A 12864-nucleotide genomic window follows, 5' to 3' on the forward strand; every position below is an offset into this window, starting at 1 on the left:
AGTTTTCCAGCTGATCTTTTGCTGTAACAACATCTGAACGAAGAGCAGACCGAGCCTCCCGTAGCCATTTCTCCGTAATTTCCCATTGTTTAAGAATTTCGAGATTCGTCATATTTTTACCTAGCTAGGTGGGCGTCTGTTCCTGGCCGTTTGTTGCCACCTTCCGAGCTCTCATGCTTCACGCCAGATATGCATCAATGTTCTGTGGCCGAAGAGGCTGCCTGCCGGACCATTCTGAGCTCGCCTTTATTATTGAACTCTTCTGCTGACATCATCATCTTCTGCAGGCGGAAATCGATTTCGAATTTCCTGCTCTTGTATTTCGTATTTTTCATTCCTACACATTGCAGAACTGTACTTTCCATACACGACCACTCCTTGACCGCAATATATAAGGCAAGAGTCCGGAGTGATTGGGCTAATTACTACTGAGGAGCCCTTCGCCAAAATCGATATATCGCAATTTGAGTCACTTCCATCGTCAGACCAACTGTCGGCGTGCCCTATTTCTCCGTGAATCGTACCCGACATGGTGCAAATGTGCCCATGGCTGTTGACAGTTTCGACATTAAAAGTAACCCTGTTCGTATTATCAAGTTTAACCGAAAATTCGCCACTCGCGCCTTCACGGCAGTACTGCTCCGTCTGGATATTCTGGGGCGCAGCGAATACTTTGACGTCGGACATAAAAAAGACAACAAATATTGTTGAACGTAGCATGAGCAGGAAACTTGTAGCGAGCGACATTTTTGACATATCTCAAGTTTTATGATTGTGAGGCCGCTATTGGCCGAGCGCGGCCGACGGCAGCCAGAATAGCACTCCTGCCGGCATGCAAGATGCGTGCTTTGTCATAGGATTCAATCACACGCCCGGCGTGTCAAGACCGTCCGTCTTTTATCCTCGGTATAAGGCGGAAAGTCCCAAAAATTTTCGACAGTCCCTGCAAATCCATTTCTGGTGGGTGTCAAAGTCATCTGCACACCCGAAAGGCCGTTGCTACTCCAAGTAATCGAAAGCGACTTCCCCTCCGCCACCCAGTATGCAGCTGAATAGTTGAACGTTTCCTTGGAGTGCACAGGTATCACACGAAATTTCGAAGTTCCAGCCCATGGCGCCTTTTCATGTTCGTCCGTAAGACGAATATCCTTTGCACGAACGAGATGTGCTGACTGTTTAGTATGCGGGAGAGACTCGTCCCGGCCCGCAATGAGCACCGAATAGCAGCCAATCACGTCGTCTTTGGCTTGGGCCAGTATGCAAGTCCCTGAAAGAAAAATGTATGCAATTGCTTTCAACCGCAACTCCGAAAAGGGTGGGCATAGCTGGCAGATGGTCCAGGCGCGAATCCTCAAGGTCCGTTGTTGGCCGTACTCGGCCAATGTCACGCAGCCTAACATCTTGCTTGGCCGAAAGGTTCACACTTTGTCACTAGGCGCGTCTCGCTCGTACCGGCCTTACCGGCACATCAATAGGCAGATTTGACGTCTAAAGGAAGTCACTTTCGCCTCTTCATGCCGCGACAGCCCACAGTCGGAGGTGCTTCCACGTTTCGCGGTTCCAGTTGGGCACAAATGGAAGGCTGCTTACTAATCGTGGGCTTCAAATCCCTATCCAGAGCGAGCGGCTTGCGCTGACATCATTTCAAGCAGGGCCGGTAACGGCGCTGGGCGGCCCAGAAGGTATCCTTGCAGCGCATGGCAACCATGGGCCGCGAGGAAGTCGGCCTGTGCTTGAGTCTCTACGCCTTCCGCCACGACGCGCAAGCCCATGTGGCCGGCCATTGCCAGGATCGCTTGCACGATCACCACGTCATTGGCGTCGTCCGGCATGTCCATGATGAAGCTGCGGTCGATCTTCAGTTCGTACAAAGGCATGCGCTTGAGATACGCCAGGCTGGAATAGCCCGTGCCGAAGTCGTCGATCGAAAAGCGCACGCCGAGCGCGGCCAGCTCGTTCATGCGCGCCACGGTTTCTTCCAGCTTTTCCACCAATAGGCCTTCCGTCACCTCCAGGATCAGCAACGAGGGTGACACGCGGTGTTCGAGCAGGACACTGTGCACCTGCTGCACGAAGTCGGCTTGGCGGAACTGGTCGGGCGACACGTTGACGGACAGTGGCAGCGACCAGCCCCGCGCCGCCAGGCGCTGCTGTGCCAGACAGGCCTGCTTCAGCGCCCACATCCCCATCCGCACGATCAGGCCCGCCTCTTCCGCCAGCGGGATGAAGATGGCGGGCGATACCATGCTGCCGTCGTCGCGCTCCCAGCGCATGAGCAGTTCCGCACCGTGAAGCCGGCCGGAGCAATCGAATTGCGGCTGATACAGCATGTGCAGCCGCTCATGTTCGATCGCCTGCGCTAGCTCGCGCTCCAGCGTCAGGCGCCGCTCGACTTCAGCCTGCATGGTGGATTCGAAGTAGGCGATGCCATTGCGGCCTGCGCGCTTTGCACGATACATTGCGGTGTCAGCTTCACGCAGCAAATCGTCGGCGCTCTGGCCAAACTTCGGCAGAAGCGTCACGCCAATGCTGGCGGAACAGACGTAGGACTGGGCGTCGATCTCGAAATCACGGGCCAATGCGGCACGGATCTTTTCCGCCACCAACTGCGCGGCATTGCCAGCCGCCGCCAAATTCGGCGCAAGGTGCGACAGCAGCACCACGAATTCGTCGCCGCCGATGCGCGCTACGGTGTCGCTTTTGCGAATCAGGCCCGACAGCCGTTCCGCTGCCAGCCTCAACAGCGTGTCGCCCGTGGCGTGTCCGCGCGCATCGTTGATGGTCTTGAAGCGATCCAGGTCCACAAACATCACGGCGCTGAACACTTGCTGCCGCTCAGAGCTGGCGAGCAGGTTGCCAAGACGGTCCAGCAGCAGGCGCCGGTTCGGCAGCCCGGTCAGCGGATCGTAGAAGGCTAATTGTTCGCCCTCGGCCAGCGAGCGCGCCAGGTGGCGCAGCAGCACGCCGCAGGTGAAGGTCAGGATGCCGGCAATGAACAGGTAGTTGAGGGCGACGATGACGGCGCGCAGCACGGGATCATTGGACAGGCCGACAGCGGCCGGTTCCGGCGCATATCCCGTCAGCACAATGGCCACGGCGCCGGCCAGGAGCAGCCAGATGGCAGGCCTCAGCCCGACCAGCAGCGCCGCTAGGCAGGGCACGGCCAGCAGATAGGTATGCGCCACCGGGCCGACCTGCAGCATCAGCGCGACGCCGACGGCGAATGCGATCAGCAGGAATTGCAGGGCACGCGCCTGATACGACATCCGCCCTTCCAGCCGCCACAACATGGTCAGCCAGCCCAGGGCAATCACGTCCACCACCACCACGCCCCACAGGCCTTCGTGCGCCGACTGCAGGATACTTGGCACCGCCGTGCAGATACCTAGAACCAGGACGACCTGCACCAAACGGGCAAAGATGGTCTCGCGCCAGTGGGTAATTTGATCCAGGGCACTCATACGCGCTATTCCTTGCTCTTAAGTGAACGGAACGGCTGTGCTTCGTTTCCTTGGGATAAATTTTACGACAGAGGTTGCCGAACTTGTGAGGAGTTTCGAAGGGAGGATGGCGCGGCTGGCGGGGATCGAACCCACGACCCTCGGCTTCGGAGGCCGATACTCTATCCACTGAGCTACAGCCGCTTGGAGAGACACGAAGAATAGCGGGTTTCCCGGTTGGCGTCCATCGGAAGGCGCAAGAATTGATAATTAAGCAACCAAGCCCAGTCAGAATTGGTAATAAATGAAGGCGGCCGAGCCTTGGGTGAAGATGGTCACCAGGTAAACCAGGCTGGCAAACTGGGCGCCGACTATCCAGGCAGGCAGGCGGGCCACCCATTCCATGAAGCTGTCGCGCCAGCGGACAGGCGAGAAATGCAGGAACAAAGCCGCCATCAGCGCCAGCGCCGCCTGCACTGACAGCGGGAAGGGGCCGCGCCAGGACCCGGCCATGGCGGAGACGAACTGGCCCACGGTGTCCAGATTCGGGCTGCGGAACAGCACGCGCGTCATCGAGACCATGGTGAACACCAGCGCCAGCTGCATTGCCAGCCGCGCACTGCGGTAGACGGGAGCCGGCTCGCCGCGCTTGATGCGGGCTGCGCTACGGACATGCTCCAGCGACACCAGGCTGCCGTGGATCAGGCCATACACCACGAAGTTCCAGCCCGCGCCGTGCCACAGGCCGATCGCCACAAACACGATCAACAGGTTGACGGACACCGGCACTTTCCACGCCTCGCTCAGCGGGGTGTACAAGTAGTTGCGGAAGAAGGACGACATGGTGATGTGCCAGCGCTGCCAGAAGTTGGCAATGCCGGTCGCCATATAGGGACGGTTGAAGTTGGACGGCAGGCGATAGCCCAGCATGCCGGCCGCGCCCAGCGCCATGTCGGTGTAGCCGCCCAGATCCAGATAAGCCTGCAGGGAATAGCCGAACATCGCCAGCCAGACGAATGGAGCGCTGTATTCGCCGGGATTGGAGAACGCCGGGTCGACTAGGTGGGAACCCAGCATATCCGCCAGCAGCACCTTTTTCACCAGGCCGCGCATGATCAGTGCCAGGCCGGCGAAGCGCTGATCGTCGCTGACGGGCGGCATCGGCTGCTGCAGCTGCGGCAGGAAATAAGCCGCAGGCACGATCGGTCCGCACAGCAGGCGCGGGAAGAAGGCCATGAACAGGGTGAAATCGCCCAGGCTGGCGCGCTTGGAAAGCCGTCCGGCATACAGGTCGATGGGGTAAGTGATGGCCTGGAAGGTCAAGAACGAGATCCCGACCGGCAGCAGCAGCTTCACCACCGGCACCAGCGCACTGCCGCCCAGCCAGACCGACAGGCTGTTCAGCATGCCGCCGAAGAAATTCAGGTATTTGAAGTAGCCCAGCACGGCTACGCTGGCGATCACTGCCAGTGTCACCGCATATTTCGCCGTGCTGCGGTGTTGCGCGCGCCCTACCGCTTCGCCTGCCGTCCAATTAATTAGCGTCAGGGACAGCAGCAGGCCCGTGAAGCGCCAATCCACCGTCGCGTAGAAGTAGTAGCTGGCCAGGGTGAGCATGGCTTTTTGTGCGCGATCGCGGCCGGTCAGCAGGGAATGCAGCGCCAATACGCACAAGAAGAAAACAAGGTAGCCAAACCCGGTAATTTCCACAGACGCTCCCTTACTGTCCGCTCAGGCGGTTGTCTGTGTTGATATGCGGTTCCAGCAGGCCGCGCTGCTCCAGTTCGCGCGCCAGATAGGCTGCAACATGCTGCTCGCCGCCATAGTTGAAGTGGCCGGCGTCGACAAAGAACTGGCGGCGGCCTTTCATTTCTTCGGCGAGGTCGATCAGCTGCACATGCTCGGACAGCGCCACGGCGATGATCGTATCGTTGTACATCTTGCCTGCCTTGATCAGGCCGTCGTAATCGAGGCAGGAGTTGTAGTAAAGGGCTGTCTCCGCAATGCGTGCGCCTTCTTCGCGGCCCAGGCCGTCGAAGGCGCGCGCCACCGTCATCAGCACAGGTTCGATACCGGACTCGCGCATCTTGTGCACCATATCGCGCAGCTTCTCGCCATAGCTGGCCGGGAAGAATTTGGCGGGATCGACGGCCTTGGCCTTGATTAGCGGGTCGCGCAGCGCCACGGTATTTTTCGCCAGCAGGCGCGGCGAGCGCCCAGCGCGGCAGCGATGGTGCGGGCAATGGCGATCGGACGATCGCCGTACTTTCGCGCGCGGCGGTACAAATGCCGACCATATCGTTAAAGCCGGGATAAAGCATCAGCACGGACGGATGCATGTCGATCAGGCCATGTTCGATCAGCAGGGCCGTGTCCCAGATCGTATGGCCCTCAATGCCGGCATTGATCACATTGACCGGCCCTTCCTTGCGCTTCCTGCGCAAGCGCTGCTCCAGCAGACTGGGGAAGGTTTCGACGTTGCGCCGCGCATAGGCTCCCGCGACGGTGGAAGCGCCCGCCACGGCAAGCCGCAGCTCGCTGCGCGCCAGCTCGCGATTCAGTTCGGGACTACGCAACCCCAGCGAATTGGTTTCGAACTTCACGCCCGGCTGCGCCGACGTGACAGTATGGTTGGGACGGTAGGTACGCACATGCCAACGCTCGTTGAAAACCACCGTTCCGCCGCCCGTCAGCAAAGCCGCAGCGCTGCGGCCAGTCTTCAGGTAAGACCGCAGCTGCATGGTGCCCTCCCCTGCGACCAGCAAGGCGATGGCAACGGCGGCGGCAATGCGGAAGGAGTGGCGCGAACGCGGTTGCTGCACGACTTTGGCGGCCGCCGCATCCTGATGCAGAGCTTCGAGTGCAGCGATGGTTTTCGCTTCCCAGTTGTCCGGCACGTAGCCCAGATAGTCTTCCAGCAGCAGCGACACTTCCACAAAGCAGACGGAATCGCCGCCCAGATCGAGGAAGCTGTCTGTCTCGCGCACGGAATCGATGCCCAGGATGTCGGCATACCCTTGCTGCAGACTGGCGGGACGCTCGCGCCGCTTTTCCGCCGCCTCACGCACCAGGCGCAGCACGCTGCGGTGATCCACTTTGCCCGACGCCAGGGTCGGCAAGGGATCGAGCACCGCCACTTCCAGTGCCGATGCGGGCAGGCCGAAGCGTTCCAGCAGGCGCGGTTTGAGCTCGGCGGGATTGTGGCGGCCAGGGCCGATCGCCACGGCAATCAATTCATCGTTGCCGCCGACCGCCGCCGACACGCCCTGCTTTTCCAGCCAGCGTTCGATTTCATCCAGGCTGATGCGCAGGCCAACGATTTTCACGAAACGGCTCATGCGGCCGACGATGTAGTACAAGCCGTTTGCCTTGCGGCAGGCCACGTCGCCCGTATGCAGTTCTTCCAGCAGCTTGCCGGCAGCCAGGTCTTCCGGACCCAGTCCGTAGCCCATCATCACATTCGGTCCGCGGTAGACCAGCTCACCCGGCTGGTCGGGGCGGGTTTCCAGTTCGCCGTTGTCCTTGCGCAGCTCGAATGCGCCGCCCGGAATGGGCACGCCAATGCAGCCGGTGTTGTCACGCAACTGGTCCGGCGGCATATAGGCCATGCGCGGCGACGCTTCGGTCTGGCCATACATGACGAAGAATTGCTTGCCCTGGCGCTCAGCCCATTCGGCGTATTCCTGTACCAGCTCGGCGGACAGGCGGCCGCCGGCCTGGGTCAGATAGCGCAAATGGGGATAACGGTGGCGCCGGCGGCGGAAGCCAATGCGCTCCAGGATATCGAAGGTGAACGGCACGCCGGCGAATGAGGTGGCGCGTTCCTGTTCGAGGAAGGTCCAGAAGCTGTCCTGGGACACGGAATCCTCGGTCAGCAGCAGGCAGGCTCCCGCATGCAGGTGGGAGTTAATCACCGACATGCCATAGGAATAGAAGGACGGTAGCGACGTCAGGGCGCGGTCGTCCGGACCGATGCCCAAATATTCAGCAATCGATGCCGCATTTGCTTCGATGTTGGCGCGCGACAGGCGCACCAGTTTCGGGCTGCCGGTGGAACCGGATGTCGACAGCAAGACACACAGATCCGGATGCACCGGCACTGGATCGGGGGAGTACGATTCGAAACGCCACTCACCGTCGCCAGCGGCACGGAAAATGTAGGCAGCCTGGAAAGTGTCGGCGATGCGCGGATCGCGCACGGTTGAGCCTGGCTCTGCCAGCAGCACAGGAAAACGTGCCCGCAGGGATGCCAGATAAGCAACGACACAGGCGACAGTATTAGCTGCTTCGACGATGACTAGCCCAGCCGGCCCGCGCAGGGCGGCCGCCGCACGGTCTGCGGCTTTTGCCAGTTCTCCGTAGCTTATCTGCGACCCGTCGCTGGTAATGATAGCAATGCGCGCACCGTGTTCTTCCAGGCGCTGCGCGAACAAGCTGTCAGCCACGCGTACATCCCCGTAGTAATTAATTTGTTGTAGTTTTTATATCATTAAACACCAGCTCAGGCATGCTAGTCAAATTGAAATTGCATTCCAATAAGGGAACATTTAAGTCTATAATCACGGGTTTGACGAGGGTCCGCTAGGCAGCGTATCAAAAAAACAACCCTCAGCCACCAGCTTTCGAAAACTGTATTAAGGAAATCATGAGCCACGAATCCGCTATCAGAACGCCAAAGCAGCTGGTTGCTGCCGTTGTAGGTTTCTTTGCTTTCACCATCATCGGTATTATTTTGCTGGTGCAGTTTGTTACCAACCAAAAACTGACCGGTGCAGGTTCGGAAAGCCAAACCGCAGAAGCTGTCGCCGCCCGTCTGAAGCCAGTGGCCGACCAGGGTTTCACCCTGAAGGATGTTAACGCTCCGAAAGTGCTGCAAACCGGCGAAGCCGTGTTCAACTCCACCTGCCAGGCTTGCCACGCAACCGGCGCCGCAGGTGCTCCGAAAGTTGGCGACAATGGCGCATGGGCCCCTCGTATCGCTCAGGGCTACGACACCGTTGTGAAGCATGCTCTGGAAGGCCTGCGCGCGATGCCGGCCCGCGGCGGTAACCCTGATCTGGATGATGTGGAAGTTGCCCGCGCTGTGGTCTTCATGGCTAACAAGTCCGGCGGCAAGTTCAAGGAACCTGAAGTGCCGGCCGCTCCGGCCGCTGCGCCAGCTGCTGCGGCGCCGTAAGGCTGATCGAAACGGCCCAATAAAAAAACCGCTCCTCGGAGCGGTTTTTTTTTACCCCCAACGCAAAATCTGGTGGCTGCCACATCGTGGCAGCCACCCGGATTACGCCCTGGGTTTACCAGATGATGACGCGGTCTTTCGGCGCCAGATACATCTTATCGCCCGGCTTGACCTTGAAGGCGTCATAGAAGCCCGGCTGGTTGCGTAGGGTGCCGTTGGCGCGGAACTCTTCCGGCGAGTGCGGATCGGTGGTGATCTGGCGGATCATCGCCGCTTCGCGGGTCTTGGCGCGCCATGCCTGAGCCCAGCCCTGGTACAGGCGCTGCTCACCCGTATAGCCATCGATCACAGGCGCCGGTTTGCCCTTCAGCGAGATCTTGTACGCCTTGTACGCAATCGCCAGACCGGAATTGTCGGCGATGTTCTCGCCCAGAGTCAGCTCACCATTCACCTTATAGCCCGGCACCGGGCTGAAAGCGTTGTACTGCGCCACCAACTGCTTGGTCTTCTTCTCGAAGTTCTTGTGATCGCGCGCAGTCCACCAGTCGCGCAGATTGCCGTCGCCGTCGTACTGGGCGCCCTGGTCGTCGAAGCCGTGGCTGATTTCGTGGCCGATCACGGCGCCGATCGCGCCATAGTTCACCGCATCGTCAGCGTTCGGATCGAAGAACGGCGGCTGCAGGATGGCGGCCGGGAACACAATCTCGTTCAGCTCAGGGTTGTAGTAGGCGTTGACGGTTTGCGGCGTCATGCCCCACTCGTCGCGGTCGATTGGCTTGCCCAGCTTGTCCAGCTCGCGGCGCACCAGGAAGGCGTTGGAACGCAGCACATTGCCCACCAGGTCATCGCGCTTTACTTCCAGCTTGCTGTAGTCGCGCCACTTGTTCGGGTAGCCGATCTTCGGCGTGAACTTGGCCAGCTTGGCTTGCGCAGCCTTGCGGGTTTCCGGACCCATCCAGGTCAGCTTGTCGATGCTTTGCTTGTAGGCGGTCAGCAGGTTCTTCACCAGTTCTTCCATGCGTGCCTTGCTGGCTGCCGGGAAGTGCTGTTCCACATAGACCTTGCCGATCGGTTCGCCCAGCGCGGATTCGGTCGCAGTCACGCCGCGCTTCCAACGTGGACGCATTTCGGTCACGCCGCCCAGCACCTTGCCGTACATGTCGAAATTGGTTTCAACGAATTGCTTGGACAGGTAAGGCGCTGCGTTGTGCAGCAGGTGCCATTCGAAGTATGGCTTCAGGGTTTCCATCGGCGTTTCGGCCAGCAGCTTGTCCAGCGCTTTCAGGTAGGTCGGCTGGCTGACGATCACGTAATCGACTTTGCCCTTCACACCGCCGATGGCGTCGATGTAGGCATTCCAGTCGTAGGTCGGCATCAGTTCGCCCAGCTTGTCGATGCTGACCTTGTTGTAGGCCTTGATCGGATCGCGCAGTTCGACTTTGCTCCACTGGATTTCCGCAATTTTCGTTTCGAAAGCAACGATGGTTTTCGCGTTGGCGGCGGCGTTGGTGTCGCCAGCCAGCGCCAGCATCTTTTCCACGGTCTGCTGGTACTTGGCCAGGGTGTCGGCCATCTTCGCGTCATCCTTCTTCAGGTAGTAGTCGCGGTCCGGCAGTCCCAGGCCACTCTGGCTGAAGTCGATGACGTATTTGGTGGAGTCCTTGTTGTCCTGATGGATGCCGAAGTCGATCAGCACGCTGCGGTTCTGCAGGTTGGCATGGGCGAGGAAGGCCGGCAGGTCTTTCTTGTCCTTCAGTGCGGCGATGCGGTCCAGTTCGGACTGGATCGGACTCATGCCCAGCTGCTCCAGTTTCGCTTCGTCCATGAAGCTGGCGTAGAAGTCGCCGATTTGCTTGGTGTCGGCCGTATCGCCTTTCGTGGCGGCGTTTTCAATGATGGCCCGCAGCTGCGGCTGGATATCTTCGAACAGTTTTTCGAAAACGCCCCAGCTGGACATCTCGCCCGGAATCTCGGCCGTCGCCAGCCACTTGCCGTTCAGGTGCTTGAAGAAGTCGTCCTGTGCACGCACGGAGGAATCGATGTATTGCAGGTCAATGCCCGACTTGTCGGCGCCGATTGCGGCGCTCGACAGCAGGGCCAGCGCGAGGGCGCTAAGCAGATGTTTTTTCATTTTGGGTGTCTCTTTCGCTTGTCAGAACCAACGGCGTGAAGCTGGTGGCTGCCACATCGTGGCAGCCACCTGGGTTACGCCTTGGGTTTTACCAGATAATCGCGCGCTCTTTCGGCGACAGGTACATCTTGTCGCCCTGCTTCACCTTGAACGCATCGTAGAAGGCCGGCTGGTTGCGCAGAGTGCCGTTGGCGCGGAACTGGCCTGGCGAGTGCGGGTCAGCCTTCAGGCGTGCGATCAGGGCAGCGTCGCGGTACTTCACGCGCCATACCTGGGTCCAGCCCATGTAGAAGCGCTGATCGCCCGTGTAGCCGCCGATCACCGGCGCCTTCTTGCCCTTCAGGGACAGTTTGTACGCCTTGTACGCGATGGCCATGCCGGAGTTGTCGCCGATGTTCTCGCCCAGGGTCAGCTCGCCGTTCACGTGATAGCCCGGCAGCGCTTCGAACTCGCTGTACTGCTTCACCAGAATCTGAGTGCGTTCCTTGTAGCGCTTATTGTCTTCCTCGGTCCACCAGTTGCGCAGATTGCCGTCGCCGTCGTACTGCGACCCCTGGTCATCGAAGCCGTGCGAGATTTCATGGCCGATCACGGCGCCGATGGAACCGTAGTTCACCGCATCGTCTGCGCTCATATCGAAGTAAGGCGGCTGCAGGATACCGGCCGGGAACACGATCTCGTTCATCTCCGGGTTGTAGTAAGCGTTGACTTCCTGCGGCGTCATCAGCCACTCGTCGCGGTCAATCGGCTTGCCCAGCTTATTGGTTTCGCGCAGGTGGTCGAAGTCGTGCCAGCGCATCACATTGCCCGCTAGGTCTTCACGCTTCACGTCCAGCGTCGAGTAGTCGCGCCAGTGCGCCGGATAGCCGATCTTCGGCGTGAACTTGGCCAGCTTGGCTTGCGCTTCCTTCTTGGTCGCTGGGCTCATCCAATCCAGCTTGTTGATGCTTTCCTTGTAGGCCAGCAGCAGGTTCTTTACCAGCTCGTCCATGCGCGCCTTGCGCTCAGGCGGGAAGTATTTTTCGACATACAGCTTACCGACTGCCTCGCCCAGTGCGGACTGGGTCAGGGTCACGGCACGCTTCCAGCGCGGACGATTTTCGGTGGCGCCAGTCAGCACCGTGCCGTAGAAGGCGAAGTGCTCGTCCACGAAGGCTTTCGACAGCACCGGCGCGTAGGCGCGCAGCAGCTGGTAGTCCATGTATGCCTTCCAGTCCTGCAGCGGCACTTCCTGGATCACTTTCGCCAGGCCTTGCATATAGCTTGGCTGGCTCACGATCACGTCCTTGGTCTTGCCGGCGATGTTGGCGTCGGTCAGCCAGGTGTTCCAGTCGAAGCCCGGCGCCAGTTCCTGCAGCTTGGCGATTTCGTACTTGTTGTAAGCCTTGACCGGATCGCGCAGTTCCACCTTGGTCCACTGGATCTGCGCCAGGCGGGTTTCCAGCGCCACGATGGCTTTCGCGGTGGCGGCGGCGTTCTGTTCGCCAGCCAGGGTCATCATGCGTGCGACGTGCGCTTCATACTTGGCCAGGGTGTCGGCCATTTTCGCGTCGTCTTTTTTCAGGTAGTAGTCGCGGTCAGGCATGGACAGGCCGGATTGCGCCAGGTCGGCCACGTAGCGGGTCGAGTCCTTGTTGTCCTGGTGGATGCTGACGTCGAACGGCGAAGTCACGCCCATGCGCGACATATGCGCCCATTGCGCGGCCAGCTGCGCCTTGTCGCTGATGGCGGCGATCTTGGCGCGCTCGCCGCTCAGCGGGGCGATGCCCAGTTTGTCGGCCTGTGCTTCGTCCATGGCGGAGGCGAAGAAGTCGCCCACTTTTTTGGCTTCGGCGCTGCCGCCTTTGGCTGCGGCGTCTTCGATCAGCTGGCGCAGGCGCGGCTGGATCTCTTCCACCAGCTGCGCGCCGGTGCCCCAGGCCGAGCGGTCGGCCGGGATTTCCACGGTCTTCATCCAGTGGCCGTTCAGGTGGTTGTAGAAGTCGTCCTGGGCCCGGACGGCTTTGTCCATGTTCTGCAGGTCGATACCGGACTTCAGCGGCGCCTTGTCGGCTGCGATGGCGCTGCCGGCGGCAAACAGGCTTACGAGCATTGCGCTCAGAATGGTGCGTTTCAAA

The 12864-nt window shown here is 59.9% G+C and carries 8 protein-coding genes and 1 tRNA gene; 1 reads left to right on the plus strand and 8 read right to left on the minus strand.

Features of this window, described 5'->3' with window-relative positions:
* Positions 1-194: 194 nt before the first annotated feature.
* From AB4Z19_RS22495 to AB4Z19_RS22520, 6 genes are all read right to left on the minus strand, one after another.
* A complete protein-coding gene (locus AB4Z19_RS22495) occupies positions 195-365 on the minus strand; it encodes a hypothetical protein (RefSeq protein WP_442027105.1) in 171 nt (56 codons plus the stop codon).
* A gap of 495 nt (positions 366-860) precedes the next feature.
* Positions 861-1298, minus strand: a complete 438-nt coding sequence (locus AB4Z19_RS22500; RefSeq protein WP_442036052.1) for a hypothetical protein — start codon at positions 1296-1298, stop codon at positions 861-863.
* Between the two features lie 312 nt (positions 1299-1610).
* A complete protein-coding gene (locus AB4Z19_RS22505) occupies positions 1611-3461 on the minus strand; it encodes a putative bifunctional diguanylate cyclase/phosphodiesterase (RefSeq protein ID WP_442027104.1) in 1851 nt (616 codons plus the stop codon).
* 107 nt (positions 3462-3568) lie between these two features.
* Positions 3569-3644, minus strand: a tRNA-Arg gene (locus AB4Z19_RS22510).
* 84 nt (positions 3645-3728) lie between these two features.
* Complete coding sequence (locus tag AB4Z19_RS22515) at positions 3729-5105, minus strand: MBOAT family O-acyltransferase (protein ID WP_442036054.1); 1377 nt, start codon at positions 5103-5105, stop codon at positions 3729-3731.
* Positions 5084-7885: an AMP-binding protein gene (locus AB4Z19_RS22520; protein WP_442036056.1), complete on the minus strand. Its 2802-nt coding sequence runs from the start codon at positions 7883-7885 to the stop codon at positions 5084-5086. Before AB4Z19_RS22520 ends, AB4Z19_RS22515 begins: the two co-directional genes overlap by 22 nt.
* Before the next feature lie 200 nt (positions 7886-8085).
* Here AB4Z19_RS22520 and AB4Z19_RS22525 point away from each other — a divergent pair, with 200 nt between their 5' ends.
* Positions 8086-8616: a c-type cytochrome gene (locus AB4Z19_RS22525; protein ID WP_442028799.1), complete on the plus strand. Its 531-nt coding sequence runs from the start codon at positions 8086-8088 to the stop codon at positions 8614-8616.
* A 115-nt stretch (positions 8617-8731) separates the two neighbouring features.
* Here AB4Z19_RS22525 and AB4Z19_RS22530 read toward each other — a convergent pair whose 3' ends face one another.
* Both AB4Z19_RS22530 and AB4Z19_RS22535 read right to left on the minus strand, forming a co-directional pair.
* Positions 8732-10747, minus strand: a complete 2016-nt coding sequence (locus AB4Z19_RS22530) for a M13 family metallopeptidase (RefSeq protein WP_442036058.1) — start codon at positions 10745-10747, stop codon at positions 8732-8734.
* Positions 10748-10835: 88 nt separating this feature from the next.
* Positions 10836-12839: a M13 family metallopeptidase gene (locus tag AB4Z19_RS22535; RefSeq protein WP_442036327.1), complete on the minus strand. Its 2004-nt coding sequence runs from the start codon at positions 12837-12839 to the stop codon at positions 10836-10838.
* Positions 12840-12864 lie beyond the last annotated feature (25 nt).

The sequence above is a fragment of the Pseudoduganella sp. RAF19 genome (genome assembly GCF_052114165.1).
GTDB lineage: Bacteria > Pseudomonadota > Gammaproteobacteria > Burkholderiales > Burkholderiaceae_D > Rugamonas.

Excerpts from the sequence above, each read along its gene's own strand:
- AB4Z19_RS22495 (WP_442027105.1), bottom strand. The coding sequence starts at position 365 with ATGGAAAGTACAGTTCTGCAATGTGTAGGAATGAAAAATACGAAATAC.
- AB4Z19_RS22505 (WP_442027104.1), bottom strand. The coding sequence starts at position 3,461 with ATGAGTGCCCTGGATCAAATTACCCACTGGCGCGAGACCATCTTTGCC.
- AB4Z19_RS22525 (WP_442028799.1), top strand. The coding sequence starts at position 8,086 with ATGAGCCACGAATCCGCTATCAGAACGCCAAAGCAGCTGGTTGCTGCC.
- AB4Z19_RS22530 (WP_442036058.1), bottom strand. The coding sequence starts at position 10,747 with ATGAAAAAACATCTGCTTAGCGCCCTCGCGCTGGCCCTGCTGTCGAGC.
- AB4Z19_RS22535 (WP_442036327.1), bottom strand. The coding sequence starts at position 12,839 with ATGCTCGTAAGCCTGTTTGCCGCCGGCAGCGCCATCGCAGCCGACAAG.